This is a genomic window from Pseudomonas sp. RV120224-01b (assembly GCF_003208145.1).
In the GTDB taxonomy this organism is placed as follows: domain Bacteria; phylum Pseudomonadota; class Gammaproteobacteria; order Pseudomonadales; family Pseudomonadaceae; genus Aquipseudomonas; species Aquipseudomonas monteilii.
Genome location: NZ_QKMQ01000007.1, coordinates 16,012 through 41,957, shown reverse-complemented (window position 1 = coordinate 41,957; position 25,946 = coordinate 16,012). Strand labels below are relative to the sequence as shown.

Sequence of the window (25,946 nt, the reverse complement as noted above, 5' to 3'; positions counted from 1 at the left end):
TTGCATGCTTCGCGGGCATGCCCGCTCCCACAAAAGAGGCCGGCGTTAAACCCGGAATTGCCGAAGTAACTGTTCCAGCTCTTCGCTCAACTGCCCCAGTGCCACCCCGGCATCGCTGGACTGGCGCGCCGCATCGGCCGTCTGCTGGGACAGCCCGGCGGTATCCAGCACATTGCGGTTGATTTCCTCGACCACATGCGACTGCTGCAAGGTGGCGCTGGCAATGGAGGCATTCAGCGCGGTCAGGTTGGTCAGTGCCTGGTTGATGGCGTCCAGGCTGGCGCCGGCTTCGCGGGCTTGCTCGACGGTTTGGCGCGAGGCTTCGCTGCTGGTGTCGATGGCTTTGACCGCTGCGTCCGACTGGCTTTGCAGGTGCTCGATCATGGTATGGATCTCTGCCGTCGACTGCGCGGTGCGCTGGGCCAGCAGGCGAACCTCGTCAGCGACCACGGCAAAGCCACGGCCCTGTTCCCCGGCCCGCGCCGCTTCGATGGCCGCATTCAGCGCCAGCAGGTTGGTCTGCTCGGCGATGGAGCGGATGACATCGAGCACACCGCCGATGCGCGTGCTGTGGCCGGCCAGGTCGCGAATCACCTGCACGGCCTGGTCGATGGTCAGCGACAACCGGTCGATCTGCGCCAGGCTGCCATGAATCGCTTGCTGGCCATGGGTTACCTGCTGCTGCGCGGTGCGCATTTCCCCGGCGGCCTGTTCGGCGGTCTTGGCCACGTCCTGCACGGCATAGGTCACCTCGTTCACGGCGGTGGCTACCTGGTCCATCTGTAGCGATTGTTGAGCGCTGTGCTGCTGTGCGGCGCCTGCATTGTCGCCGACGTGCCCGGCGGACTGGGCCAGCGCGTGGGCCGCCCCTTGCAGCTGGCCGACCACACCCTGCAGCTTGCCGTTGAAACGGTTGAAGTGCTCGCCCAGGTGGGTGATTTCGTCACGGCCGTGGGTGTCCAGGCGCCGGGTCAGGTCGCTTTCGCCGCTGGCGATGTTGCCCATGGCCTGCACGGCCTCCTGCAAGGGGCGGGCAATGCTGCGCGCAATCAGCAGTACCACCAGTGCCATCAGCAGGGCAATGCCCACGCCCACCAGCGAGGCATCGCGCAACTGGCGGGCGAATTCGGCCTGCACGTCATCGACGTACACGCCTGAACCGATAATCCAGCCCCAGGGTTTGAACAGCTGTATATAGGAAGTCTTGGCGACCGGCTCGCTGGCACCGGGTTTGGGCCAGCGGTAGTTGACCGGCCCTGCATCCTGCTGGCGGGCCAGGGCGACCATTTCGTTGAACACGGCAAAGCCGTCGGGGTCGCGAATGGCAGAAAGGTCTTGGCCATCGAGCTTGGGGTTGGCCGGATGCATGATCATCTTTGGCCCCAGGTCGTTGATCCAGAAATAGTCATCGTGGTCGTAGCGCAACGCACGTACCACCTGCAGTGCCTGTTGCTGGGCGGCTTCGCGGCTGAGCGAGCCGGCCGCCTCCAGCCCTTGGTAATAGGCCAGCACGCCAGCGGCGGTCTGCACCACATGGCGGGTTTTTTCCGCTTTGGCCTGGTAAAGGTCACCGTGGATCTGGCGCAGCATGAGCAGGCCAAGCACCACCAGCATGGCCACCGCCACCACAAGGATCAGCCACAGGCGCCGGCTGATCGACATCGATCTCAACGTGTTCATCCAGGAGCTCCCGCATTGTTCTTTTTATTGAGGTGCATCCAAGCATGCTTTGCGACAGGTCCCCACCCGACTAATGGCTAAGTGCTATCTTTGAAATAGTCTGCAGCAGGTCGCGTAAAGCGATTGCAAAGGCGCTCTGCTAGGATTTCGGCCGCGCAAGATGAAACCTTTAGCGGGTGTGAACTTTTCTACTGGCGTTGCGCCCAACAGTCGCTGTAAAACAGCCGGGCCGCGTGCGGCAAATTCAAGCAAATCAAGAACAAGGGGCCCGCAGCAAGCGGCGCTCCATCCGGGGGAATGATGGATTTTTGGACTGCCTTTCAGGCAATCATCTTAGGCGTGGTCGAAGGGCTGACGGAGTTTCTGCCGATCTCCAGTACCGGGCACCAGATCATCGTCGCCGACCTGATAGGTTTTGGCGGTGAGCGGGCCATGGCATTCAACATCATCATTCAGCTGGCAGCGATCCTGGCGGTGGTGTGGGAGTTTCGTGGCAAAATTTTCGAAGTGGTGTTTGGCCTGACCAGCCAGCCCAAGGCGCGGCGTTTCACCGGTAACCTGCTGTTGGCGTTCATGCCGGCGGTGGTGCTGGGCGTGCTGTTCGCCGACCTGATTCACGAGTACCTGTTCAACCCGATCACCGTGGCGGCGGCATTGGTGGTGGGTGGCGTCATCATGCTCTGGGCCGAGCGCCGCGAACACCGCGTGCAGGTGGACCATGTGGACGACATGCGCTGGAGCCATGCGCTGAAGATCGGCTTCATCCAGTGCCTGGCAATGATTCCGGGCACTTCCCGCTCGGGCTCGACCATCATTGGCGGCCTGCTGTTCGGCTTGTCGCGCAAGGCCGCGACCGAATTTTCGTTCTTTCTGGCGATGCCGACCATGGTCGGCGCGGCGGTGTATTCGGGTTACAAGTACCGTGACCTGTTCCAGCCCGGTGACTTGCCGGTATTTGCCGTTGGTTTCGTGACGTCGTTCATCTTCGCCATGATCGCCGTGCGCGCGTTGCTCAAGTTCATTGCCAACCACAGCTACGCGGCGTTTGCCTGGTATCGCATTGTGTTCGGCCTGCTGATTCTGGCGACCTGGCAGTTCGGCTGGGTTGACTGGTCGACAGCGCATGGCTGAGGTGTTGCGCGGGCAACGGGCGGAGGGCGTGCGCAATGTGCGCCTGAAACTGCTGCTGTTGGGGGTGCTGTGCCTGTTGCCCGGGCTGGGCGCTGCGCGCATGGCCTGGAACGACCAGGCCTGGTGGCCGCTGGCGCTGTACCCGGCCATGAGCCTGATCAGCCTGTTGCTGTATTGGCAGGATAAGCAGCAGGCGCGTACCCAGGCCTGGCGTACGCCCGAGAAAGTGCTGCATGCCAGTGAGCTGTTGGGTGGCTGGCCGGGGGCACTGGTGGCGCAGCAGGTGTTTCGGCACAAGACTCGCAAGCTGTCTTACCAGCTGGTGTTCTGGGGGATTGTGCTGGTGCACCAGGTGTTCTGGGCGGACTGGCTGTTTTTTGAGGGGCGTTATCTGCCCTTCAATTGATTATTGCCTGTACCGGCCTCTTCGCGGGTAAACCCGCGAAGAGGCCGGTACAGGTAGTTCACATCATCAGCCCTACCTGCAAGCGCTTCGGCAGCCGGCGCACCACCAGTTGGTGCGAGCGCTGCAACACATCACACAGCTCATCACGCCCCATGGGGTAGGGCTGCGCCATGCTGATCCATTTTGCCCGCGCCAGATACGGCGCAGGCCGCACCCCTGGGCGGTCGCAGTAGCCGAGAAACAGTTCATCGGCCACTTTGAATGACAAACCCGCACCGGCCAGGTCGAGCACGGCGAACATCTTGTTGCCTGCCACTGAAAACACCCGAATGCCACCCCATTTGTAGTCTTCCCGCGCACCCGGCAGGCTCAGGCAAAACGCTGCCACTTCGGCTTCGCTCATTTTCCTTTCAGACATACCGTTCTCCACAGGCCTCGAATGATGCCGCCAGGTGATCGATCCATACCCGCACTGCAGGCAGTACACCCCGCCGGTGGGGGTATACCGCTTGCAGGTAGCCACCCGGTAGCGACCAGTCTGGCAGCAGGCGCACCAGTTCGCCGCGCTCCAGTTCTTCCTCGCAAAACATGCTGGGCAGGGCAGTGAAGCCGAGGCCGGCCCGTACAGCAGCATTACGTACTACGAAATCATCAATGGCCAGGCGCGGTTCCAGGGCGATTTCCTGCTGCTTGCCATGAGGGCCGAACAAGCGGAAGTGTACCAACCGGTCTGCTTCAGCGGCGCCCAGCACGGGCAGTGACGCCAGCTCTGCAGGTTCACGAATGTGATCGGCGAACCCGGGCGCAGCCACCAGTTGCATTTGCGCCTGGCGAAGGCGGCGGGTGACCAGCGCCGGGTCTTCATCGCCCAGGTCACGCACGCGCAGTGCCACGTCGATGCCTTCGGAAATCAGGTCGACCCGGCGGTTGAGCAGCACCATGTCCAGTTGCACCAGCGGGTACTGCTCAAGAAAACGGCTGATCACATCTGGCAGGAATGCATGTGCCAGCGCCACCGGGCAAGACACCCGCAAGCGCCCGCGCGGTTCACTGCTCATGCTGGCTACGGCTTCATCGGCCGCTTCGGCTTCCAGCAGCATGGCCTGGCAATGATGCAGGTAGCGTTCACCTACTGCGGTGAGCTTGAGCTGCCGCGTGGTGCGTTGCAGCAGGCGCGTGCCAAGGCGCTCTTCCAGCTCGGCGATACGCCGCGACAGGCGCGACTTGGGGATACCCAGCTGGCGCCCGGCTGCGGCGAATCCACCGGCTTCGACGACGCGCGCGAAGTAAAAGAGGTCGTTAAGATCTTGCATGGGCATGTCTCACTGTTCTATCTGTGGGACAAACTAACGCATTTTTGCCTCCTTATCAGCCATTGCGCACCCCGGTAGGATTCTCCCCATCGTGATCGCCCACTGGCGCGGTCTTCAATCACAGGAGAGTCCCATGAAACTGTTGCACATCGATTCGAGCATCCTGGGCGACAATTCCGCCTCCCGCCAGCTAAGCCGTGAAGTGGTCGAAGCCTGGAAAGCCGCCGATCCAAGCGTGGAAGTGGTTTACCGTGACCTGGCCGCTGACGCCATCGCCCACTTTTCTGCCGCCACCCTGGTAGCTGCTGGCACCCCTGAAGACATGCGTGATGCTGCCCAGGCTTTTGAAGCCAGGCTCAGTGCTGAAACCCTGGAAGAATTCCTGGCTGCTGATGCTGTAGTCATTGGCGCGCCGATGTACAACTTCACGGTACCGACCCAACTCAAGGCCTGGATCGACCGCGTGGCCGTTGCCGGCAAAACGTTCCGCTACACCGAAGCTGGCCCGGAAGGCCTGTGCGGCAACAAGAAAGTGGTGCTGGTTTCCACCGCCGGTGGCCTGCACGCTGGCCAGCCGACCGGTGCCGGGCATGAGGACTTCCTGAAAGTGTTCCTGGGCTTCATCGGTGTCACCGACCTGGAAATCGTCCGCGCCCATGGCCTGGCCTATGGCCCGGAACACCGTAGCCAGGCGATTGACGCTGCCCAGGCTCAGATTGCCAACGAGCTGTTTGCAGCTGCCTGATGGCAGGCATGGGGCCCGTCACGGCCCCATTGCCGGCAAGCCGTGTCAGGCCACCGGAATACTCGGATCAGCCGCCGCCAAAGCGGCTGTACGGTCTGCCGCTGGCGGGTAGATCCACACGGTGTTGATCTGCGATTTCAACACCTTGGCCTCGGCCTTGTCCTCCGGCGGCGCCACCGCGCGCGCCCACCCTTCGGTATACACCGCGCCCCAGGCGCCCAGGTCCAGGCAGGTTACGTACTTGGGTTGGCTGTACGTCATCGGCGCCACGCCAATCAGCTCGGCCGCCGCATTGTTGCCCGCATAGCGCCCCAGTGGAATCGCGTGCTGGCAGGACATCACCGCGTAGTTGCCACGCTCGTCGCAGGCGGCATACGCCACATCGCCGGCTGCATACACCGCATCATTGCCCTTGACCTTGAGGTTGCCATCCACATGCAAGCGGCCCTGGCGGTCGCGCTCGCCGGTGATCTGTTCGGTGAGCGGGTTGGCCTTGAAACCTACTGTCCAGACCACCGTACTGGCATCGATGCGCTGGCCGTTGTCCAGCAGCACGCCGGCAGGGTCTACCGAGGCCACCGTGGCACCGCAGATCCATTCCACGCCCAACGCCTCACAGGCCTGTTCAATGGCCGGGCGAATGCCGTCGCCCAAGGCGGCACCGATTTTTGCGCCGCGGTCGACCACTACCACGCGTAACGCGGCGTCTTCACCCAGGATTTTGCGCAGCCGTGCTGGCAGTTCGGTTGCCGTCTCGATGCCGGTAAAGCCGCCACCGGCCACTACCACGGTGTTGCGTGCGGGTGTGTCGGGCAAGCTGGCCAGGGACTTGAGGTGGGCTTCCAGGCGTGCGGCGCTGTCGATCTTGTCGACATCGAAGACGTGCTCGATGCCGGCCATGTCAGGCCGGTTGAGCACACTGCCGCAGGCCATGATCAGGCGGTCGTAGGGCAGGGCACACTGGGTGCCACTGCGGGTGCGGTAGCTGACCCGGCGGGCCTGTTCATCAATATGAAAGGCCGTACCTTGCACGAAGCGGACGTTGACGGCATCGAACAGCGCCTGCAGTGGCGCGGCCATGGTGTGCACATCGGGCTCGTAGAAGCGCGGGCGTATATGCAGTTCGGCCTGGGGCGCGAGCAAGGTGACTTCGACGCCTTTGTTGCCGTTGAGGGCAAGCTGGCGGACGGCGCTGAGGGCACTCCACAGGCCGGCAAAGCCGGCGCCGATGATCAGGATCTGCTTCATGTTGTTGGCTCCTCGTGAGTTCGGTTGACAAGGTAGACCCTATCGAGGGTCAGCAGTGTTACCAAGGCCTGCGGGAGTGCTTCAAAATGTTGGCGGCGTGATCACCCAGATCACCACGGCATCCACTTCGCCGGGGTTGCCATAGCGATGGGGTTCTTGGCTGGAAAAGCTGAAACTGTCGCCTTCACCCAGCTGGAAATGCCGCTCGCCCACCCAAAGCTCGAAGCTGCCGCTGAGGAGGTAGCCGGCTTCTTCGCCCTCATGGCTGTAGCTTTGCTGGCTGTAGGTGCCCGGGGGGAAGCGTGAGTGCAGGATTTCCAGCTGGCGGTTGGGTTGGGGGGTGAGCAACTGATCGACAATGCCATCTTCGTAATGCACGCTCAGGCGGCTGTTGCGTCGCACCACGTAACCTTGGTCTTCGGGGGCGGTGTTGGCTTCGCTGGCAAAGAACCACTGGATGGTCACGCCCAGGCTGCGGGCGATGTTGAACAACGCGGGGATCGACGGATAGGAAAGGTTGCGCTCCAGCTGGCTGATGTAACCGGCAGTCAGTTCACTGTGTGCAGCCAACTCCGCCAGGGTCATGCCACGGCGCTTGCGCAGGCCGCGGATGCGGGTGCCCAGGAACTGCGGCGCGGCGCCCCCGGCTTCACTGGCGGGGGGCTGGGGAAGTTGGCTCATGCACGTCGGTCCATCGTAAAAGCCGCAGTATGTACAGCCTCAGAGCGACCAGGCAACCGTCAGGCCGTCGTGAATCGCTTCTTCGGCGGTGCGCGGCGCCAGGCAGTCGCCAACACGCCGCACTTCCACCAGGCCGGCCAGCTCGCTGGCCAGCCTGTCTTCAGGCTGATGACCCAGGCACAGCACCAGGGTGTCGATACCCTCGAAGATCATCGGCTCGCCACTGGCGGTGTGCTGCAAGTACACCGTGTTGTCGTCGCTGCCATACAGGCGCGCGTACGGGGTGATGGGGATGCCCAGGCGATGCAACTCGCCGGCCAGTTGATCGCGCACGTACAGCGGCAGGCTTTCGCCGCAATGGGTACCGTTAACCGCCAGCTGTACGTGATGCCCCTCGCGCACCAGGCGTTCGGCGATGCCCGGGCCGATCCAGTCGCAGCGCCAGTCGATGACCAGCACCGAGCGCCCCGGCTTCACTTCATTGCGCAGCACCTGCCAGGCGTCCACCACCTGCAAGTCGCCGGTGCGTTCGAACGCTGGCCAGTAAGGAGTGGCACCGGTGGCGGCAATGACCAGGTCGGGGCGTTCGCGCTCGACCAAGGCGCGGTCGACCCGGGTGTTGCGCACAACTTCCACGCCGGCCAGGGCCATTTCCCGCTGCAGGTTGGTGCTGGCCCCGCCGAACTCGGCGCGGCGCGGTAGCAACTGGGCCAGCAGCACCTGGCCGCCGAGCTGGGGGCCAGCCTCGTACAGTGTCACCTGATGCCCTCGGGCAGCGGCCACGGCGGCGGCCTTCATGCCAGCTGGCCCGCCGCCGGCCACAAGGATGCGCTTGGGTGTGGCCGTGGCCGTCAGTTGCCCGTACTGCAGTTCTCGACCGGTTTCGGGGCGCTGGATGCAGGAGATGGCCAGGCCACGGTGGAAGTGGCCGATGCACGCCTGGTTGCAGGCGATGCAGGCGCGTACATCTTCGATCTGGCCGCGTTCGGTCTTGTTCGGCATCAACGGGTCGCAGATCAAGGCTCGGGTCATGCCGCAGACATCGGCCTGGCCGCGGGCCAGAATCAGTTCGGCTTCCTGGGGCTGGTTGATGCGCCCGGTCACGAACAGCGGGATAGCCAGCTGTTGCTTGAAGGCGGCGGCCTCGCGGGCCAGGTAGGCGGGCTCGATGGCCATGGGCGGCACGATATGCACGGCGCCACCCAGTGACGCTGAGGTGCCGGCGACGATGTGCAGGTAGTCGAGTTGGCCCTGCAAGGCAACTGCGGCGGCCAGTGACTCATCCTCGCTCAGGCCCTGGCTGTCACGTTCGTCGGCGCTGATGCGCAGGCCGATGATGAACTGCTCATCGGTGGCGGCGCGCACGGCGGCCAGCACTTCACGCAGGAACCTCAGGCGTTGTTCCAGTTCGCCGTTGTAGCCGTCGCTGCGCAGGTTCACCCGCGGGTTGAGGAACTGCGCGGGCAGATAGCCATGGCTGGCCACCACCTCGACACCATCCAGCCCGGCCTGGTGCAGGCGGCGGGCGGCGCTGGCGTAGCCCTTGACGATTTCATCGATCATCGCCTGGTCCAGCGCGCGCGGCATGACGCGGAAGCGTTCGTTGGGCACCGAAGACGCCGAGTACGCCACCGCCAACAGGCCGTCTGCCGACTCCATGATCTCCCGCCCGGGGTGAAACAGCTGCGAGAGCACCACGGTACCGTGCGCATGGCAGGCCTCGGCAAGCTGGCGGTAGCCGTCGATGCAGGCATCGTCGGTGGCCATCAGCACATGCGAGGTGTAGCGGGCGCTGTCATGCACCCCGGCAACTTGCAGCACGATCAGGCCGACGCCCCCGGCGGCGCGGTCGCGCTGGTAGGCGATCAGTTTGTCATTCACCAGATTGTCGGTAGGCAGGCAGGTGTCGTGGCCGGTGGACATGATGCGGTTCTTCAGGCGTTTGCCGCGGATCTGCAAGGGTTCGAACAGGTGAGGGAAGGCGGTCTGCATACAGGCGGCTCCGGTGCGGTGTTGTTCTTGTTTTGTTTATGAAAGTGTAGCGCTAGTAAAAAATCAACTTGTTTTTTTACTGATGCGCGACTAGGTTTTGTTCACCCTCACGGCGAGGGCGTGACCTCACAACAACAAGAAAACGGGCCCTTTGGGCACCGGAAGGAGGAAACTACGATGCAGGTATTCCCACGTGTGAGCGGCCTTTGTGCGGCGCTGCTGGCCCTTGGCCTGGGCAGTGCGCAGGCCGCGCCAGAGATGGTTGTGGTCGCTTATGGCGGTGCTGGCCAGAAGGCCCAGGACGAGGCGATCTTCAAGCCGTTCAGCGCGCAGGACGGCAGCAAGTTGATCCAGAGCGAATACAACGGCGAGATGGCGCGGATCCAGGTGATGGCCGACACCGGTAACGTCGACTGGGACGTGGTGCAGATCGAAGGGCCGGACTTGATGCGCGGCTGTGACGAGGGCGTGTACGAGCACCTTGACTGGAAACGCCTGGGCCATGCCGCCGAACTGATCCCCGATGCAGCGCAGGACTGCGGCTCGGCTGCGCTGGTGTGGAGCGTGGCGATCGCTTACGACCGCAACAAGCTGGCCCAGGCACCGACATCGTGGGCCGACTTCTGGGACGTGAACAAGTACCCGGGCAAGCGCGGCCTGCGCAAGCGTGCGGTGTACAACCTGGAGTTCGCCCTGCTGGCCGATGGGGTCAAGGTTGAAGATGTCTACCAGGTACTGTCGACGCCGGCCGGGGTTGAACGTGCCTTCGCCAAACTGAGTGAACTCAAGCCCTACATCCAGTGGTGGGACGCGGGCGCCCAGCCAGCGCAGTGGTTGACTGCAGGCGATGTGGTGATGACCTCCACCTACAGCGGGCGCATCGCCGTGGCAGCACAACAGGGCAGCCCGCTGGCCGTCGTGTGGCCCGGTAGCCTGTATGGCATGGATTACTGGGCGATCATAAAAGGCTCGCGGCATGTGGACCAGGCCAATCGGCTGATTGCCTATGCCAATCAACCGGATACCCAGGTGCGTTATGTGCAGCAGATTCCGTATGGGCCTACCAATACCCAGGCTGCTGCCAGGCTTGACCCGGCCTTGGCCGACTGGGTGCCCACTTCGCCACAGAACCTGCAAGGGGCGCTGGCGATGAATGTGGAATTCTGGGTTGACCATGGCGAAGAGCTGGAACAGCGCTTCAATGCCTGGGCGACCAAGTAGTTTCGTGCCACCTCATCAATCAAGGGCAATGACCATGACCGCAACGGAACAGCACTTGCGCCAGGAGTTGGCGGCTTGTTATCGGCTGATCGCGCACTTTCGCATGAGTGACTTGATCTTCACCCATATTTCCCTGCGCCTGCCGGGGCCGGAGCATCACTTTCTCATCAACCCGTACGGCCTGCTGTTCGATGAAATCACGGCCTCCAGCCTGGTGAAGATCGACTTGCAGGGCAGGCCGGTGGAACCCACGCCGCACCCGGTCAACCCGGCCGGCTTCGTCATTCATAGCGCCATTCATGCCGCCCGCGAGGATGCCCAGTGCGTGCTGCACACTCATACCCGGGCCGGGTGTGCAGTGGCGGCGCTGGAATGTGGGCTGCTGCCGGTGAACCAGATGTCCATGGAGTTTTACGGCAAGGTGGCTTACCACGCTTACGAGGGTATTGCGCTGGACATGGATGAGCAGCAACGGCTGGTGGCCGATCTGGGTGACAAGCCTGTGATGATCCTGCGCAACCATGGCCTGCTGACAACCGGGCGCAGCGTGGCCGAAGCTTTTCTGCGCATGTATTACCTGGAGAAAGCCTGCGAGATCCAGTTGGCGGCGCAGAGTGCCGGGCAACTGGTTTTGCCGCCCCCGGCGGTGTGCGCGCATACCGAGCGGCAGTTCAATGACCCGGGCAGGGGGTTGAAGCAGGGGGAGCTGGCGGACCCGGATGCACTGCAATTGGCATGGGCGGCGCTGTTGCGGATGCTGGAAAAGACCGCGCCTGGCTTTCGGGATTGAACGGATGCAGTAACAGTCACTGTTGCGCAACCCTTGGCCACAACTGTGCTGGTCGCAGCCGAAGGAATAGCCTTATGCTGTAACGAAATATGTCTAGAAAAGCCTGAAGAAGGAACCCGCAATGCCGCTCAAGGACCTGCTCATCGCCCTGGTGGTGATTGTCGCCTGGGGAGTCAACTTCGTGGTCATCAAGGTTGGCCTCGATGGCTTGCCGCCGATGTTGCTGGGGGCATTGCGCTTCTTGTTGGTGGCGTTTCCGGCCATCTTGCTGGTCAGGCGGCCCAAACTGCCGTGGCGCTGGCTGATCGCCTACGGGGCCACCATTTCGCTGGGCCAGTTCGCCTTTCTGTTCCAGGCCATGTACAGCGGCATGCCGCCAGGGCTGGCCTCGTTGATTTTGCAGTCGCAAGCGTTCTTCACCCTCGGTTTCGCGGCGTTGTTCCTGGGTGAGCGGCTGCGCCTGGCCAGCGTGCTGGGGCTGCTGGTGGCGGCCAGCGGCCTGGCATTGATCGGCAGCGAAGACGGCGGCCATGTGCCCATGCTGGCGCTGGTGCTGACCCTGTGCGGCGGTGCCATGTGGGGCCTGGGTAACATCATCACCCGGCGGTTTGGTTCGGTTGACCTGGTGGCACTGGTGATCTGGGGCGGCCTGATCCCGCCGTTGCCGTTCCTGGCGTTGTCCTGGTGGCTGGAAGGGCCTGAGCGCATTGGCCATGCGCTGGCCAACATCAGCTGGAGCTCGGTGCTGGCGTTGGCGTACCTGGCCTTTGTCGCCACCATGCTTGGCTACAGCTTGTGGAGCAAGCTGTTGTCACGCCACCCGGCTGGCAAGGTGGCGCCTTTTTCGTTGCTGGTGCCGGTGATTGGCCTGAGTTCGTCGGCATTGCTGCTGGGCGAACGGCTGACCGCAACCCAAGGTTGGGGGGCACTGCTGGTGATGGCCGGGTTGCTGGTGAACGTGTTTGGCGCGCGGCTTGGCCAACGCTTGCGCGCGGCCAACGCGTAAAGCGGCCCCATCTGCCGGACTGCGCTCTGTTAGAATCGGCCTCTTTTGCCAGGCCAGCGGAGCGCACCCATGATCATTTCCACCACCAGCCAGCTCGAAGGCCGCCCGATTGCCGAATACCTGGGCGTGGTCAGCTCCGAATCGGTGCAGGGCATCAACTTCGTGCGCGATTTCTTTGCACGCTTTCGCGATGTGTTCGGCGGCCGTTCGCAAACCCTGGAGAGCGCCCTGCGCGAGGCGCGCGAGCAGGCCACAGAAGAACTCAAGGCTCGGGCACGCCAGTTGCAAGCCGATGCGGTAGTGGGTGTGGATTTCGAGATCAGTATGCCGTCGGTACAGGGCGGTATGGTCGTGGTATTTGCCACCGGTACGGCAGTGCGCTTGAAGTAGAGCGGGTTGCCACTGGTCGGCTGCCGGAATCTTGTCCGGGCGGTCCGCAAATGACCAGCTAGTCTCATTTTCACAGGCCGCGTTTCCTGGGCAGCTCTTCTGGTTGCCGACGCGACCGCCACTGGAGGGAGACAGGGCATGAGCGAATCCTTTTTCGAAGACCTGAATGACGCGTTCCCGATCAACAGCCAGGTGCGTTGCGGTCAGGCGGCCTTTCGCCTGGGCTTCGCCCACATGACGCTGGATGATTCCGAACAGCTCCAGCCTGCACACCTGCAGCGCAGCAAAAAAGGCCGCTTCATGCCGCGGGTTCCGCTGAAGAAGTGATCCCGCCCCCGTACATGACCCCGCTGAATGGCGGGGTTTTTATTGCGCTTTGTTGATCCGCCTCATGGCATTGCCGGGTAGCACTCGCCGGCTGGCCGAGGTTGTGGTTTTCTGGCGGGGCATTCCAGTAACGGAGGATTGAATGCTCATGCGAGTCAGGGAACAGACCTATTGGCAGTGGGCCGACGCCCAACTGCACAGCCGCAGCCACGATGAAGCCCTCAGTGACGGCACCACGCTGGATGTGCAGGTGCGCCTGTCACGCCTGGGGGCCACTCAGCTGTTTTTGGGGTTGTACGCTGGAGATGGGCGCGCACTGCTGGAGGAGTACTACCCGACACGGCCGGGCGAGACCATGACCCGCGCCCTGGTATGGGGTGTCGACCGCGCCCGGGCGATGGCAACCGGTGCCTTGCCCTTGCCAGAAACCTGCAGCCAGCGGCGCCAGGCATGAAAAAGCCCGGCCAAAGTGGGCCGGGCTCAGGTAAAGGCGGGAACCCTCAATTGAGCGGTTCGATCACCTTGACTGCCTGCTGCTCACGGGCAGCGGGCCATTCTTGTTGCAGGGTCTGCAGCACGCGGCCAACGAACTCGGTGTCGGCGGCGGCCTTCTTGCCAACGTAGCCCTGGCCGCGGCGGTAGACCTTGAAGCGTGCACGCATGCTGGGCAGGTGCTCTTCAAATTCATCTTCGACGGTGTTCGGTGGCAGGCGGTCGAGGCGCACTTCACCGGTTTGGCTGACCCACAGCAGGTGGTCGTCAAGGCTGTCTTTGCGTACGGCGAACAGCTGGGCCAATTGGTCGATAGTCGGATTGTTGTTCAAGTTCATCATAAAGCCCCCATTACCCATTCGTAGGTGATTTTCACAGTTGGCGCTACCACGGTGTAGCGCACTACCAAGGCTGCTACAGCAGCATCGCAACAGGGGCTTTCTCACGCTGCCTTTTGGACAGTTTCCCTCTCCACGGACGGCCTGCGTTACCGCGCAGGCCGTCTGGAACACCCTTGCCACCGCTCCCGATCGGGGAGACGGCTTCATCATGCACAAGGGCGATGAACGGCGTCAACCATTTTGTAGTGAATATTTTCTGGCACTACATTTCTGTCGTTTTGTTCGACAATCGCTGCTCGTACTACAGGCCGGACAGTATCTCGAAGGCGGCGCGCACCCGCGCTTCGTTCGGGTAGTTTCGGTTGGCCAGCAACACGATCGCCAGCTGTTCGGAAGGCACGAACGCGGCGTAGGCACCAAAACCGTTGGTTGAACCGGTCTTGTTGTACCAGGCAGCCGGCTGGGCGGGCAGGGCCGGTTGCAGCCGTGTGGTTGCCTGGGGTTCACGGATCAGCCGCGGGCTGTTGCCATCGACCAGCGTGGCCAGGGTTGCCGGGTAGGGGTAGCGTTCCCAGCCCAGGCCCTGCGTCATGGCGCCGACCTGGAAGTAGCCTTGCTGGGTGATGTCGATGGCTTTCACCAGTGCTGGCGGCAAGCCTTCAGGCTGCATCTGCAGGCGCACGTAACGCAGCAAGTCGCTGGCGCTGGTCTTGATGCCATAGGCTTCGTCGGCGTACGGGCCGGGGCCGACGCGCACCGGTTTTTCGGCGGCATCGTACCCTTGGGCATAAAGGCCCTGGGCGCTGGCCGGGATGTGCAGGTAGGTGTTCTCCAGGCCCATTTTCGGCAGCAGGCCTTCGGTCATCAGTGTGGCAAACGGCTGGTGCTGCGCGCGGGCGGCAAGGTCACCAAACAAGCCAAGGCTAGGATTGGAATAGCAGCGTTGCGTACCGGGCTTGGCGTGGGGCTGCCAGTGTCGGAAGAAATCGACGACCTGCTGCGGCGTCTGCACCGCATCCGGGAACTGCAAGGGCAGGCAGTCGGCACTGTAGGCGCCCAGTTCCAGCACCGTGGCGTCGCCGATGGGCGTGCCGGCCAGCGCCGGGTGGTAGCGTTTGGCCGGCGCGGTGAGGTCCAGCTGGCCCTCGGCACTGGCCAGTGCGGCCAGGGTGGCGGTGTAGGTCTTGCTCAGCGAACCGATCTCGAACAGCGTGTCACGGCTCACCGGCACGTTGTCGGCCTTGCTGGCCACGCCGTAGCTGAAGTAGTGCGCGTGGTCGCGGGCGTAGATGGCCACGGCCATGCCGCTGATGCCTTGCGCCTGCATCAGTGGGCGGACGATACGGTCTACCTTGGCTTGCAGCTGGTCATCGGCCTGGGCGCCGGCATGGCCCAAGGTGAGGGTAATGGCGGCTGCAAGCGCGGCCAGGCGGGAGAGGGGCATGGTGGGGTCCTTTTGTGGAGCGTGTCCGTTGAGCGATACCGGTGGGGGTTCCGGCGTTAGCGGCGAAAAGCCGCAGACCTTATCGTTTGCCCTTGCACAATGACAAGATGGACACAGTGATGAAGTATTTGCGCATGTTATTCGACAATTTCACCCTGGCCTTGCTCGGGGTGGTGCTGATTGCCACCGTGCTGCCTTGCTCAGGGGATGGCGCAGTGTATTTCGGCTGGCTGACCAACCTGGCCATCGGCCTGCTGTTCTTCCTGCACGGCGCCAAGCTGTCGCGTGAGGCGATCATTGCCGGTGCCGGGCACTGGCGCCTGCACCTGCTGGTGTTCTCCTGCACGTTCGTGCTGTTCCCGTTGCTGGGCCTGGCCTTCAAGCCGCTGTTCGTGCCGCTGGTGGGCAATGAACTGTACCTGGGCGTGCTCTACCTGTGTGCCTTGCCGGCTACCGTGCAGTCGGCCATTGCGTTCACTTCGCTGGCCCGTGGCAATGTGCCGGCGGCCATTTGCAGTGCTGCAGCGTCCAGCCTGCTGGGCATCTTCCTTACCCCGTTGCTGGTGATGATGCTGCTGGGCGCCAGTGGCGACACCGGCTCTGGCCTGGATGCCGTGCTGAAGATCACCTTGCAACTGCTGGTGCCGTTCGTGGCGGGGCAGATTGCGCGACGCTGGATCGGCGCCTGGGTCAAGCGCAATGCCCGTTGGCTCAAGGTGGTGGATCAGGGCTCGATCCTGCTGGTGGTGTACACCGCCTTCAGCGAGGCAGTCGTCACCGGGCTGTGGCACACGGTATCGCCGCAGCACCTGGCCGGGTTGTTCGCCGTGTGCGGGATTCTGCTGGCGGTGGTGCTGTTTGGCACTCGTCTGCTTGGCAAGGTGCTGGGCTTTGACCTGGAAGACCGTATCACCATCCTGTTCGCCGGCTCCAAGAAGAGCCTGGCGACCGGCGTACCGATGGCCCAGGTGTTGTTCGTGGGCAGCGGCATTGGTGCGATGATCTTGCCGCTGATGCTGTTCCATCAGATCCAGCTGATGGTCTGCGCGGTGTTGGCGCAGCGTTATGCCAGCCGAGAGCAAGTGACAGAAGAGGCATCGGCGGCGTCCTGAAAAACCAAGCGCAGCGGGCGCGCCCACAGCGGCGCGCACCGCTGCTGCTATCTGGCCTGGCCCGAGCCGCGTTCGCGCAGAGCCTTGCCCACCTCTGCCTCGATCTTGTAGGCAGGTCCCTCCAGGTCGTCGTAGTTGCGTGTATAGCGCCGGGCGAATTCCTCTACCCCCAGTTCCTGATATTGCTGCACATGCTTGAGCTCATGTGCCCACAGGGCCACGTTGTTCTCGGCATCGTCGGCCCGGCGGAAGATGATCGTGTCGATCAGCGTCACAGCGTTCACATCAGGGTTTTGCAACAATGCATTGGCCGCGCTCATCTGCTGTTCGTCACCCACCCGGAAGCGCGCTGCGTCAAGCACGGCAAAGTCGTACCAGGGTTCGAGTTGCGCCCGGATATGCAGCGGGATCGGCTCGACGCCGTTGGCGGTGGCCTCATCCCTGGCCTGGCGCAAGGCGAACGTCAGGCTGGAAGACGCCATGACCTCCACATCCTTGAGAATCTGGCCGGCCTGACCTGGGTCTATCGGCGCACAGAAACACCCCATCAGGCACACCTGGTATTGCCCGGGTGGGCACGCTTGTTCGGCAAGCGCGGGCAGCGCCAGTGTGAGGCCCAGCAGCAGGCTAATCCGCTTCATGCAGGGCCTTTTCGACAAACTGGCGGCTTGCGTCCAGCACCTGCGACTGCACACCCTCAGTGGCCAGCATGCGCCCGACCATCAACGCACCGACGCATTGGCTGATGAGCACCCAGGCCAGTTGATCATCCTCCAGTGTTGCACACCAGGCATTGTGCAGGCTGACCAGCCAGTGCTCGGCCTCTTCGCGCACGGGCGCGGCGGCCCGGGCGATTTCCACACCCAGCGGCGGCAGCGGGCAGCCACCTTCGGCATTGTGCAGGTGGGCCAGGCTCAGGTACTGCTGCAGGCAACGGCCCAGCCGCTCGCGGCTTGCGCCCGAACTGGCCAGGCGTGCCAGTGGGCTGTTGCACAGCTCCTGGCGTACCACTTCGGTGAACAGGTCATCTTTGGAAGGGAAGTGGTTGTAGAAGGCGCCGCCGGTCAGGCCAATCGCTTTCATCAGCCCGGCCACGCCGGTGCTGGAAAAACCTCCCCGCTTGGCCAGCGCGCCGCTGCTGGCCAGCAGCCGCTCGCGGGTTTGCTGTTTGTGTTCATTGGAGTAGCGCATTCACATGCCTCTGCAGGCGGGCTTGACGATGACCGCGATCTTAACATAGCGTTCGTTTACTAAACGATCATTCACCAATGGAGGCAGGCATGGCAGAACAACAAAAAGTAGTGCTGGTGATTGGTGCAGGCGACGCCACCGGGGGTGAGATTGCCAAGCGCTTTGCCCGCGAGGGTTATGTCGCTTGCGTGACCCGGCGCCAGGCCGAAAAACTGCAACCGCTGCTGGAGGAAATACGCGCAGCCGGTGGCCAGGCCCATGGGTTTGGCTCTGATGCACGCAAGGAGGATGAAGTGGCCGCGCTGGTCGAGACTATCGAGCGTGATATTGGCCCTATCGAGGCGTTTGTCTTCAATATCGGTGCCAATGTTCCCTGCAGCATCCTTGAAGAAACCCCGCGCAAGTACTTCAAGATCTGGGAAATGGCCTGCTTTGCCGGTTTTCTCACGGCTCAAGCAGTTGCCCGGCGCATGGTTCAACGTGAACGTGGCACCCTTCTGTTTACTGGCGCCACCGCTGGCACGCGTGGTGCAGCCGGGTTCGCCGCTTTTGCCGGGGCCAAGCATGGCTTGCGTGCCCTGGCCCAGAGCATGGCGCGCGAGCTGGGGCCGCGGAACATTCATGTCGCGCATGTGGTGGTAGACGGGGCCATCGACACGGCCTTCATCCGTGACAGCTTCCCCGAGCGTTACGCCCTCAAGGATCAGGATGGCATTCTCGACCCCGCGCACATTGCCGACAGCTACTGGTTCTTGCACGCCCAGCCGCGAGACGCCTGGACATTCGAACTGGACCTGCGCCCCTGGATGGAACGTTGGTAAGCCCCTCTCACCCAGCAAGGACCGAAACCCATGCACAACACTGTCGATTTCTACTTTGACCTGGGCAGCCCGGCCAGCTACCTGGCCTGGACGCAACTGCCGAGCCTGTGCGCTCGCCGGGGTGCCACACTGCGCTACCGGCCAATGCTGCTGGGAGGGGTGTTTCAAGCGACTGGCAATGCTTCGCCGGCCATGATCCCGGCCAAGGGCCGCTACATGTTCACCGACCTGGCGCGCTTTGCCGCTCGTTATGGCGTGCCGTTCGGCATGCCGCCGGGGTTCCCGGTCAATACGCTGAGCTTGATGCGCGGCGTGATGGGCACCCAGTTGCATTCCCCGGAGCGGTTCGAGCCGTTGCTGTCGGCGCTGTTCAATGGGCTGTGGGCGCAGCGGCGTAACCTGGGCGACAGCGCCGTTCTGGATGAAGCACTGACAGCGGCAGGCTTCGATCCACAGGCTTTTCACGCACTGACGGCTGACGGTGAAGTGAAGGCGGCGCTCAAGCAGGCGACCGAGGCGGCTGTGGCGCGTGGGGTGTTTGGTGCGCCGACCTGTTTTGTGGGTGAGGCGATGTTCTTTGGGCAGGACCGCCTGGATTTTGTCGAGGAGGCATTGACTCAAGGGGCTAGCAGCTTTTCCAGCTGAGTGCGCTCCCACAGGCTGAGCAGGTCGACCGGGTTGGTGCCGTAGCGCTGCCAATCTTCGAGCCCGGCTTGCTGGCCGCCCGGGGTATGGCAGTGGACGCAATGGGCAAGGCCTTCGGCATCCAGGGCCAACGTCAATCGCCAACCTTGAATGCTCACATCGACCAGGCTATCAGCGTGGCGTGCACACACTTCAAGTGGGTGCACGCCCAAGGCTGCGTTGCGCAGGCATTGATAAATGTCGCGCGTGTTCAGCGAAGCCCGTTGCGTCAAGGTCAGAAATTCGCCGGGGTGTTGGCGCTGATGATCTCGGCCTCGTCCGGGCCAATGTTCTTGAAACTGTGCGGCAGGGTAGTGGGAATGTAGTAGCCATCGCCCGAGTTGAGGACGCTGACCTGGCCATCGACCCACAGCTCCACGGTGCCGCGAGTGACCAGGCCACATTCTTCGCCCTCGGCATGCACGATCGGCTCGCCCGAGTCGGCGCCGGGGGCATACAGTTCGCGCAGCATGCGCATCTGTCGGCCTTCGACACTTGCACCGACCAGCAACATGCGCAGGCCGTTGCGGCCCAGGTCGGGCTGTTCGCCACCCCGGAACACGTAGCGCTCTTCACGCACCGGCTCGTCGAAACTGAAAAACTCCGCCAGGCTCATGGGAATGCCTTCAAGCAGTTTTTTCAGGGAGCTGACCGAAGGGCTGACGCGATTCTGCTCGATCTGCGAGATCGTCGAATTGGTCAGCCCGCTGCGACGGGCCAGTTCCCGTTGGGAGAGGTTGTTGCGTTCACGCACCAGTTTGAGTCGCGTCCCCGTGTCCATAGCCGCCTTGTAATCAGAGGTGTCAATAATAATGAGCGATGCGCATTAAAACACACTCTGCGCGCTTGCGCGCTGTGCTTGTCAAAGCCGCTGTTCACGCGGCATCGGCCACAACCCGACCAGCAACAACAGCACGGCCACGGCCAGGAATGGCAAGCGCGGATCGAGCGCATACACCAAGGTACCGGCCAGTGGCCCGATCACGGCGCCCATGCCTTGTGCCGCGCCAATGGAGCCGGCTGTAGCGCCTTGTTCAGACGCCTGCATGGCATTGGCCGCCAGCGCTGAGAACGACGGGAAGACAAAGCCCATGCCGGCTGCCGCGACGAAGTAGCACGCCCATAGCCAAGGTGCGGTAGCCGCGAGCGAGCCGCAGGCAAAGCCGATGGCCGAAACCGTGGCGCCTACCCGGATCATCTTCAGCGGTGGCCATTCCAGCTTGCGCAGCAGTATCTGCGACAGCATCAGTGCCACGCCTACGGTAGTCAGCGCGATGCCGGCGGCCTGGGCCGCTTCTGCCGGGCCCAGGTGCAGGCGGTCGAGAGCGAAGAAACCGACGACGATCTGCGACACGGTGACACTGAGCATGGCGCTGAACGCCACCAGCAAGGGCCGACGCAGGCGCGGGTCGCCCAGCCGCACCGGGCTGGGGGCGTGGCTGTGGGGCAGGGCCTGCGGCTTGAGGGTGAACAGCAGCACAAGGAAGGCGCTGGCCGGCAGCAGCGACATGATATGGAATGGCAGGCTCAGGCTATGCCGCGCCAGTAGCGCAGCCAGCGCTGGCCCCACCACCAGACCGACGGCGTTGGCCGCCCCTAGCGAGGCCATGGCGCGCGCGCGTCGCTGCGGCTCGACATGGTCTGCAATCAGTGCGTTGCAGCCCACCGGGATGGCGGCATAGAAAGCGCCGATACAGCCGCGCGCGATCATCAGGCCAAAGAAGGCCAGGGTCGCCCCCGGCATGAAGCGCAGTGCGCCTTCGACGAACAGGCACAACAGCCAGTACGCCAGGGTGAATCCGGCAGTGCCCAGCAACAGAATGCGCCGGCGGCCCAGGCGGTCTGAAGCCCGGCCCCAGGGCCGGGCCAGCAGCACCCAGACCACGCCGGCCACCGTTACGGCGGCGCCGGCCTGCCAGGTGGCCATGCCGAGTTGGCGGGCGATCGGGCCGATCAGGGCGACGAAGGCCATCATCGACATGGTACAGGCCATGTTGGCCAGCAGCAGCGGGCGTAAGTCCAGCGTGCTGGCAGGTAGAAGGGTTGCAGAGTCCTTTGCGACGTTCATGGGCAGTCCAGGTAGTGCGGCAAGTGAAAGCCGATCTTATTAAGAATAATTATCGTTTGTCGAACCCCTGGGCTGCTGCCGGTCAGTCGTTGCGACGCAGGGGGCCAGGCCACATGCTACGCAACACGCCGTCGCGGCGCACCCACGCGTGCATCAAAGCCGCCGCCACATGCACCAGCACCGTGGCGAACAGCAGGTAGCCGGCCCAGCCATGGGCCTGACGCAGCACGGCATACAACTGGAGGTTGTGCGGGGCGATGGCGGGCAAGCCCAGCGGGCGAGGGTAGTCGCCGGCCGACAGCATGGCCCAGCCCAGCAACGGCATGGCCAGCATCAGGGCATAGAGCAACAGGTGCGAGGCCCCGGCGGCCCAGCGCTGCAGTGTCGGCAGCGCCGGCGGCAGCGGCGGGTGAGGCACAGCCAGGCGTACGGCGATGCGCAGCACGACCAGTACCAACAGGGCCAGGCCGGTGGCCTTGTGCAGGCTGATCAGCACGGGGTGGCGCGGCGACAGGTCGGCGACCATGCTTACGCCGATGAACAACATGGCCAGGATCAGCACGGCCATCAACCAGTGCAGCAAACGGGCGAACGGGTGGAAGGCTTCGGGTCTCATGGCTGGGCTCCGGTGCTGAGCGATTCACGGCTGCGGCGATTGAACGATTCCGAGTAGGCGGCGGAGCGGGCGGCGAGAATCGGGTCGCCTGACGCCTCGATGCCGTGCGGCAGAATCAGCGGGTCAAAGTTGAGGTCGCGGCAGGCCCCTTGCTCCGGGGCGTCGACGTGCTCCAGCACCAGGGTGCCGGCGTCTACGCTGCGCCGCTCGGTGGGCCAGGGGCGGGCAGGATCGTCCACTGCATCGCCCGGGTCGGCCAGCACCAGGCGCAGCGTCCAGCGCAGCGGGCTTTGGGCCAAGCGCTGCTGCAGGTCGTGCTGCAGGAACTGCTTGTCATCTACTTGGGCAGGCAACGCAGCAAATGCGGCTTGTGGTTCAAGTTGCCAGCGTACCGGGTGGGCCACCCCGGCTGCGTCGATCAGGCGGAAGGCATTGATGCTGTGGTATTGCGTGCTGGCGAAGCTGTCGCTGGGCTTGTAGCTGGCCGCCCATTGGCGAAACGCCGCGCTTTCCGGGTGGGCAGCGAAGAACGCCTGTAGCCTGGCGGGGTCCGGCTTGTGGGTGGTTGGGTCTGGTGCGCCCGCCAGCACTTGCTCGTAGAACCCTTGTGGGGTGCTGACCGCCAGCACTGGCGGGTTGTTCATGCCGGTGCGCCAGACCTGGCCGTCGTCGGTGCTCAGCTGAATCGCCAGGCTGCGTACCGGAATGCCGGTGTCCGGGGCAAACGGGTTGGCACCGCCGATGGCGAAACGGCCGATCACCGGCACCCGCGACTGGCTGAATGCTCGCGCCGTGGACAGCTTGGCGGCCTGCCCGCTGGCCTGGAAGTAGCCGCTGACGCACAGGCCTTTGGCGTGGTTCTTGCGATAGCCCGGGTATTGCCCGGCCTGGGCTTCGAAGGTGTCGATGATGCGCTGCGGCGTCAGCCGGCTTTCGCCGAGCCAGCCGGCGGCATAGGCAAAGCCGGCGCCTGCGGCCAGCATCACGGCGCCGATGGCAGCCAGGCGCAACGCTTTGGCCGGGCCGTGCAAGGGTGAGTTCATGGTCATCGTCCGGTTGGGGGAATGTGCCGGTACGACGGCTCAGGGAAAAACTTATTCCCTCGGAGGGAATAGAATTTGCCGCCAGGCGTCTGCCTTTTACACTGACAACTTCAAAGGCCGGGACTTTGCCATGCACGATCTGGACGACCACCAGTGGCGCGAGCTGCTGGCCCGCCTGCGCCGCTTTGCCGTGTGGCTGACCCGCGAGCCGGGCAGCGCCGACGACCTGGTGCAGGCCACGGTCGAGCGGGCCCTGAGCCGGCGTGACCAGCAACGCGATGCTGATGCACTGCGCGCCTGGCTGTTCACCATTCTTTATCGGCAGTTTCTCGACGGTAAACGCCGCGAGCGCATGCATGCGCGCTGGTTGTCCTGGTTCGGCCGCGCCGAGCGCGACGACGAGCCGGTTGGCGACAACCTCGAAGCCATCGTCCTGGCCCAGGCCGACCTGCAGGCGTTTGCCCGGCTGTCGGCAGAGCAGCGCGCCCTGTTGCTGCTGGTCAGCATCGAAGGTTTGAGTTACAAGGAGGCCGCCCAGGCCTTGGGCATCCCCATCGGCACTGTGATGTCGCGCCTGTCGCGCGCGCGCAATGCCTTGCGCGAACTGACCGAGGGCAACCCGCAGCCCCCGGCCTTGCGGAGACTGAAATGACGCGCCTGATCCCCAGCGAAGACGAATTGCACGCTTACGTCGATGAGCGCCTTGGGCCTGTGCGCCGGGCCGAGGTGCAGGCCTGGCTGGCGGCCAACCCACAGGCTGCGGAGCGGGTGGAGGGCTGGCGTGCCGATGCCCGCCGGCTGCGTACCGCGTTGGCCGGGTTTGGCGAAATGCCCGGGGCCGCGCAGCTGGACATTGGGCAGTTACGGCGGCAATTGCGCCAGCGTCGTCAGCGGCGCTGGGCGACGGCGGCGGTGGTGATGCTGGCATTGGGTATGGGAGGGCTGGGCGGCTGGCAAGTACGCGATGCCACCCTAGCGCGGGTCGATTTGCCCATGGCCGATGCCGTCCAGGCGCACCGCTTGTTTGCCGACAGCCAGGCGCTGGATATCCAGGCCAGCGACCCGGGGCAGTTGCGCGACTGGCTGGGGCGGCACTTCAATCGTGTGGGCCAGTTGCCCGACCTGGCGGGCTATGGTTTCAAACCGGTAGGGGCGCGGTTGCTCAGCAACGAGCAAGGGCCGGCGGCCCTGCTGGTGTTTGAAGATGGCAAAGGCCAGCGCATCAGCCTGTTCCTGCGCTCACCGGGCGAGCTTTATCGGCGCATGCCGGACGGGCAGCGGGTCGATGGTCAGCTGGAGGCAAGGTATTGGTCGCATGGGGCTTACAACTTTGCCCTGGTCAGCGCGGCGGATGATTTGCGTGGAGCAGGTGTAGGGGAGGCGTTACGGCTGGGTTTGTGAAGATCAGCTTCGCCGTCAAAATTGCCGGGGCCGCTGTGCGGCCCATCGCCGGCAAGCCAGCTCCCACAGGGACCGCGTAGCTCTTGAGATTAACGCATTACCTGTGGGAGCTGGCTTGCCGGCGATGGGCTGCAAAGCAGCCCCAGTGCTGCCTTTTAGGTCAGTTCAACTCCAACCATATCGGTGCATGGTCCGACGGCTTTTCCATCCCGCGCAGTTCATAGTCCACGCCCGCTGCCTTGATCCGTGGCACCAGCTGCTGCGAGGCCATGATCAGGTCGATGCGCAGCCCACGCTTGGGATCGTCCTCGAAACCACGGCTGCGGTAGTCGAACCAGCTGAAGCGGTCGGTGACATCCGGGTAAAGGTGGCGGAAACTGTCGACCAGCCCCCAGCCTTTCAACCGCTCCATCCACTCACGCTCTTCCGGCAGGAAGCTGCACTTGCCGGTCTTCAGCCAGCGCTTGGCGTTGTCCGGGCCGATGCCGATATCGCAGTCCTGCGGCGAAATGTTCATGTCGCCCATCACCAGCAGTGGCTGGTCGTTGCGGAACTGGCCCTCCAGCAATGCCTGCAGGTCGCTGTAGAAGCGCTGCTTGGCCGGGAACTTGGTGGGGTGGTCGCGGCTTTCGCCTTGGGGGAAATAGCCGTTCATGATGGTGATCGGGTTGCCATCGGCATCGGCGAAGGTGCCCCAGATAAAGCGGCGCTGGGCGTCTTCTTCATCGGTTGCAAAGCCTTTGTGCACGCTAAGCGGCGCCTGGCGCGACAGCAGGGCCACGCCGTAGTGGCCTTTCTGGCCGTGGTAGTGCACGTGGTAACCCAGTGCCTGCACGTCGGCCAGCGGGAACTGATCGTCGCTGACCTTGGTTTCCTGCAGGCCGATCACGTCCGGCTGGTGCTTTTCGATCAGCGCCGCCAGCTGGTGCGGGCGGGCCCGCAGGCCGTTGATGTTGAAACAGACGATCTTCATGGAAAGATAATCCCGGTAAAAGGCGCGATGCTAGCCGACATCGCCCGTCATCACCAGCGTGGCGGCCAGGCGAACCTGCTGCTAACGTGCTGTTGGGGGTGAACGAAGCGCGCTGGGGCACCTCCAAGGCACTGTACGCCCATTCCAGGAGGTCTGCCCGCAATGCCCGATACCAACGCCGCCCCGGCCCGTGTCTGCCTGCTCGATGATGGTTACAGCCGCGAGGCGCGTTCGCTGCTGTATAACGCCTACCGCCATGAACCCACCTTTGCCTATATTTTCGAGGCCCAGCGCCCAGGGTATGAGCGGCGCCTGCGGGTGATGGTGCGCGAATGGGTGCGCCAGCATTTCTACCTGCAGCTGCCTGCCATCGGCCTGCTGGTGGAGGACCGCCTGATCGCCCTGGCACTGATCGTGCCGCCGCTGCGCCGGCTGGGCGTGGCCGACAGCTGGGCCTGGCGCCTGCGCATGATCCTGGGTACGGGCCCGCGCTGCACGCGGCGCTACATGGACTACCAGGCCGCGCTGGCTACCTGCCTGCCCACCGACCAAGTGCATGTACTGCCGTTGCTGGGCGTACACCCGCAGTTTCAGGGCAAGCATTACGGTGAGCAATTGTTACAAGCGGTGCACGACTGGTGCGCGGACGACCCTGGTACCCAGGGTGTGGTGCTGGACACCGGAAACGAGCATTACCTGGCCTTTTACCAGCGTCAGGGTTATGAGGAAATTGGCGAGGTGGCTGTAGGACCCATCCGGGAAAGGGTGTTCTTCCATCCGAATCCGGTCTCTTCAAATTCCGCTTTTGCCTGAACAGGCTGCCAGGCGGC

The 25,946-nt window shown here is 63.6% G+C and carries 31 protein-coding genes; 15 read left to right on the top strand and 16 right to left on the bottom strand.

Annotated elements, in window-relative coordinates:
* Positions 1 to 45: 45 nt before the first annotated feature.
* Positions 46 to 1,680 carry a methyl-accepting chemotaxis protein McpP gene (gene mcpP, locus N436_RS12950; RefSeq protein ID WP_110741193.1) on the bottom strand — a complete coding sequence of 545 codons (1,635 nt, stop codon included), beginning with the start codon at positions 1,678 to 1,680 and terminating at the stop codon, positions 46 to 48.
* A gap of 300 nt (positions 1,681 to 1,980) precedes the next feature.
* Between mcpP and N436_RS12945 the strand changes: the two genes are divergently transcribed.
* Together N436_RS12945 and N436_RS12940 are read left to right on the top strand one after the other, a co-directional pair.
* The gene (locus tag N436_RS12945; protein WP_110741353.1) at positions 1,981 to 2,811 is read left to right on the top strand and encodes an undecaprenyl-diphosphate phosphatase; all 831 of its coding nucleotides are present in this window, start codon (positions 1,981 to 1,983) and stop codon (positions 2,809 to 2,811) included.
* On the top strand, positions 2,804 to 3,217 hold the full coding sequence (locus tag N436_RS12940; protein ID WP_105947704.1) for a DUF1294 domain-containing protein: 414 nt from the start codon (positions 2,804 to 2,806) through the stop codon (positions 3,215 to 3,217). Before N436_RS12945 ends, N436_RS12940 begins: the two co-directional genes overlap by 8 nt.
* A 58-nt stretch (positions 3,218 to 3,275) precedes the next feature.
* Here N436_RS12940 and N436_RS12935 read toward each other — a convergent pair whose 3' ends face one another.
* Both N436_RS12935 and N436_RS12930 read right to left on the bottom strand, forming a co-directional pair.
* Positions 3,276 to 3,635, bottom strand: coding sequence for an MmcQ/YjbR family DNA-binding protein (locus tag N436_RS12935; RefSeq protein ID WP_105947703.1), 360 nt, complete (start codon positions 3,633 to 3,635; stop codon positions 3,276 to 3,278).
* Positions 3,628 to 4,530 carry a LysR substrate-binding domain-containing protein gene (locus N436_RS12930; RefSeq protein ID WP_060498983.1) on the bottom strand — a complete coding sequence of 301 codons (903 nt, stop codon included), beginning with the start codon at positions 4,528 to 4,530 and terminating at the stop codon, positions 3,628 to 3,630. The genes N436_RS12935 and N436_RS12930 overlap by 8 nt, the downstream gene beginning before the upstream one ends.
* Positions 4,531 to 4,663: 133 nt before the next feature.
* On the opposite strand from N436_RS12930, the gene N436_RS12925 reads away from it, so the two are divergent.
* Positions 4,664 to 5,275, top strand: a complete 612-nt coding sequence (locus N436_RS12925; RefSeq protein ID WP_060498984.1) for an FMN-dependent NADH-azoreductase — start codon at positions 4,664 to 4,666, stop codon at positions 5,273 to 5,275.
* 45 nt (positions 5,276 to 5,320) lie between these two features.
* Here the strand turns inward: N436_RS12925 and N436_RS12920 are convergent, their stop codons facing one another.
* The 3 genes from N436_RS12920 to N436_RS12910 form a co-directional block, all read right to left on the bottom strand.
* Positions 5,321 to 6,523 carry an NAD(P)/FAD-dependent oxidoreductase gene (locus N436_RS12920; RefSeq protein WP_110741192.1) on the bottom strand — a complete coding sequence of 401 codons (1,203 nt, stop codon included), beginning with the start codon at positions 6,521 to 6,523 and terminating at the stop codon, positions 5,321 to 5,323.
* Between the two features lie 81 nt (positions 6,524 to 6,604).
* The gene (locus N436_RS12915; protein WP_105947701.1) at positions 6,605 to 7,204 is read right to left on the bottom strand and encodes a helix-turn-helix domain-containing protein; all 600 of its coding nucleotides are present in this window, start codon (positions 7,202 to 7,204) and stop codon (positions 6,605 to 6,607) included.
* 39 nt (positions 7,205 to 7,243) lie between these two features.
* Complete coding sequence (locus N436_RS12910; protein WP_105947700.1) at positions 7,244 to 9,196, bottom strand: FAD-dependent oxidoreductase; 1,953 nt, start codon at positions 9,194 to 9,196, stop codon at positions 7,244 to 7,246.
* A 177-nt stretch (positions 9,197 to 9,373) separates the two neighbouring features.
* Here N436_RS12910 and N436_RS12905 point away from each other — a divergent pair, with 177 nt between their 5' ends.
* From N436_RS12905 to N436_RS12880, 6 genes are all read left to right on the top strand, one after another.
* Positions 9,374 to 10,417, top strand: coding sequence for an ABC transporter substrate-binding protein (locus N436_RS12905; protein ID WP_105947699.1), 1,044 nt, complete (start codon positions 9,374 to 9,376; stop codon positions 10,415 to 10,417).
* On the top strand, positions 10,398 to 11,207 hold the full coding sequence (locus N436_RS12900) for a class II aldolase/adducin family protein (RefSeq protein ID WP_256589729.1): 810 nt from the start codon (positions 10,398 to 10,400) through the stop codon (positions 11,205 to 11,207). Before N436_RS12905 ends, N436_RS12900 begins: the two co-directional genes overlap by 20 nt.
* A gap of 121 nt (positions 11,208 to 11,328) precedes the next feature.
* Positions 11,329 to 12,213, top strand: a complete 885-nt coding sequence (locus N436_RS12895; protein WP_019099052.1) for an O-acetylserine/cysteine exporter — start codon at positions 11,329 to 11,331, stop codon at positions 12,211 to 12,213.
* Between the two features lie 69 nt (positions 12,214 to 12,282).
* On the top strand, positions 12,283 to 12,603 hold the full coding sequence (locus tag N436_RS12890) for a YbjQ family protein (RefSeq protein ID WP_060498989.1): 321 nt from the start codon (positions 12,283 to 12,285) through the stop codon (positions 12,601 to 12,603).
* Between the two features lie 138 nt (positions 12,604 to 12,741).
* Positions 12,742 to 12,930, top strand: coding sequence for a hypothetical protein (locus tag N436_RS12885; protein ID WP_003253897.1), 189 nt, complete (start codon positions 12,742 to 12,744; stop codon positions 12,928 to 12,930).
* Between the two features lie 142 nt (positions 12,931 to 13,072).
* Positions 13,073 to 13,384, top strand: a complete 312-nt coding sequence (locus N436_RS12880) for a hypothetical protein (RefSeq protein ID WP_060498990.1) — start codon at positions 13,073 to 13,075, stop codon at positions 13,382 to 13,384.
* A gap of 46 nt (positions 13,385 to 13,430) precedes the next feature.
* Here the strand turns inward: N436_RS12880 and N436_RS12875 are convergent, their stop codons facing one another.
* Together N436_RS12875 and ampC are read right to left on the bottom strand one after the other, a co-directional pair.
* Positions 13,431 to 13,763: a hypothetical protein gene (locus N436_RS12875; RefSeq protein ID WP_003253895.1), complete on the bottom strand. Its 333-nt coding sequence runs from the start codon at positions 13,761 to 13,763 to the stop codon at positions 13,431 to 13,433.
* A 301-nt stretch (positions 13,764 to 14,064) separates the two neighbouring features.
* Positions 14,065 to 15,207 carry a class C beta-lactamase gene (gene ampC / locus N436_RS12870; RefSeq protein WP_105947697.1) on the bottom strand — a complete coding sequence of 381 codons (1,143 nt, stop codon included), beginning with the start codon at positions 15,205 to 15,207 and terminating at the stop codon, positions 14,065 to 14,067.
* Positions 15,208 to 15,326: 119 nt separating this feature from the next.
* Between ampC and N436_RS12865 the strand changes: the two genes are divergently transcribed.
* Entirely contained in the window at positions 15,327 to 16,319 is a 993-nt protein-coding gene (locus tag N436_RS12865; RefSeq protein ID WP_371920911.1) for a bile acid:sodium symporter family protein, read from the top strand.
* 47 nt (positions 16,320 to 16,366) lie between these two features.
* Here the strand turns inward: N436_RS12865 and N436_RS12860 are convergent, their stop codons facing one another.
* Positions 16,367 to 16,960 carry a DUF4157 domain-containing protein gene (locus N436_RS12860; RefSeq protein WP_105947695.1) on the bottom strand — a complete coding sequence of 198 codons (594 nt, stop codon included), beginning with the start codon at positions 16,958 to 16,960 and terminating at the stop codon, positions 16,367 to 16,369.
* Positions 16,947 to 17,510: a TetR/AcrR family transcriptional regulator gene (locus N436_RS12855; protein WP_105947694.1), complete on the bottom strand. Its 564-nt coding sequence runs from the start codon at positions 17,508 to 17,510 to the stop codon at positions 16,947 to 16,949. Before N436_RS12855 ends, N436_RS12860 begins: the two co-directional genes overlap by 14 nt.
* Positions 17,511 to 17,599: 89 nt before the next feature.
* On the opposite strand from N436_RS12855, the gene N436_RS12850 reads away from it, so the two are divergent.
* Positions 17,600 to 18,331: an SDR family oxidoreductase gene (locus N436_RS12850; RefSeq protein WP_105947693.1), complete on the top strand. Its 732-nt coding sequence runs from the start codon at positions 17,600 to 17,602 to the stop codon at positions 18,329 to 18,331.
* 30 nt (positions 18,332 to 18,361) lie between these two features.
* Complete coding sequence (locus N436_RS12845; RefSeq protein WP_105947692.1) at positions 18,362 to 18,976, top strand: 2-hydroxychromene-2-carboxylate isomerase; 615 nt, start codon at positions 18,362 to 18,364, stop codon at positions 18,974 to 18,976.
* Here N436_RS12845 and N436_RS12840 read toward each other — a convergent pair.
* The 5 genes from N436_RS12840 to N436_RS12820 form a co-directional block, all read right to left on the bottom strand.
* Positions 18,949 to 19,248 carry a hypothetical protein gene (locus tag N436_RS12840; protein WP_177410299.1) on the bottom strand — a complete coding sequence of 100 codons (300 nt, stop codon included), beginning with the start codon at positions 19,246 to 19,248 and terminating at the stop codon, positions 18,949 to 18,951. The genes N436_RS12845 and N436_RS12840 overlap by 28 nt on opposite strands.
* A gap of 2 nt (positions 19,249 to 19,250) precedes the next feature.
* Positions 19,251 to 19,796, bottom strand: a complete 546-nt coding sequence (locus N436_RS12835; RefSeq protein ID WP_003248033.1) for a cupin domain-containing protein — start codon at positions 19,794 to 19,796, stop codon at positions 19,251 to 19,253.
* Positions 19,797 to 19,877: 81 nt separating this feature from the next.
* Positions 19,878 to 21,083 (bottom strand): MFS transporter, encoded by a 1,206-nt coding sequence (locus N436_RS12830; protein WP_105947691.1) that lies wholly within the window; start codon positions 21,081 to 21,083, stop codon positions 19,878 to 19,880.
* A gap of 82 nt (positions 21,084 to 21,165) precedes the next feature.
* Positions 21,166 to 21,699, bottom strand: coding sequence for a cytochrome b (locus N436_RS12825; protein ID WP_105947690.1), 534 nt, complete (start codon positions 21,697 to 21,699; stop codon positions 21,166 to 21,168).
* A complete protein-coding gene (locus N436_RS12820) occupies positions 21,696 to 22,748 on the bottom strand; it encodes a catalase family peroxidase (RefSeq protein ID WP_110741191.1) in 1,053 nt (350 codons plus the stop codon). Before N436_RS12820 ends, N436_RS12825 begins: the two co-directional genes overlap by 4 nt.
* 124 nt (positions 22,749 to 22,872) lie before the next feature.
* On the opposite strand from N436_RS12820, the gene N436_RS12815 reads away from it, so the two are divergent.
* Together N436_RS12815 and N436_RS12810 are read left to right on the top strand one after the other, a co-directional pair.
* Positions 22,873 to 23,394, top strand: a complete 522-nt coding sequence (locus N436_RS12815) for a sigma-70 family RNA polymerase sigma factor (protein WP_105947688.1) — start codon at positions 22,873 to 22,875, stop codon at positions 23,392 to 23,394.
* On the top strand, positions 23,391 to 24,143 hold the full coding sequence (locus tag N436_RS12810) for an anti-sigma factor (RefSeq protein ID WP_110741190.1): 753 nt from the start codon (positions 23,391 to 23,393) through the stop codon (positions 24,141 to 24,143). Before N436_RS12815 ends, N436_RS12810 begins: the two co-directional genes overlap by 4 nt.
* 160 nt (positions 24,144 to 24,303) lie before the next feature.
* Here N436_RS12810 and xthA read toward each other — a convergent pair whose 3' ends face one another.
* Positions 24,304 to 25,116, bottom strand: coding sequence for an exodeoxyribonuclease III (xthA, locus tag N436_RS12805; protein ID WP_105947686.1), 813 nt, complete (start codon positions 25,114 to 25,116; stop codon positions 24,304 to 24,306).
* Positions 25,117 to 25,278: 162 nt separating this feature from the next.
* Between xthA and N436_RS12800 the strand changes: the two genes are divergently transcribed.
* Positions 25,279 to 25,929 carry an N-acetyltransferase gene (locus tag N436_RS12800; protein WP_019097051.1) on the top strand — a complete coding sequence of 217 codons (651 nt, stop codon included), beginning with the start codon at positions 25,279 to 25,281 and terminating at the stop codon, positions 25,927 to 25,929.
* Positions 25,930 to 25,946 lie beyond the last annotated feature (17 nt).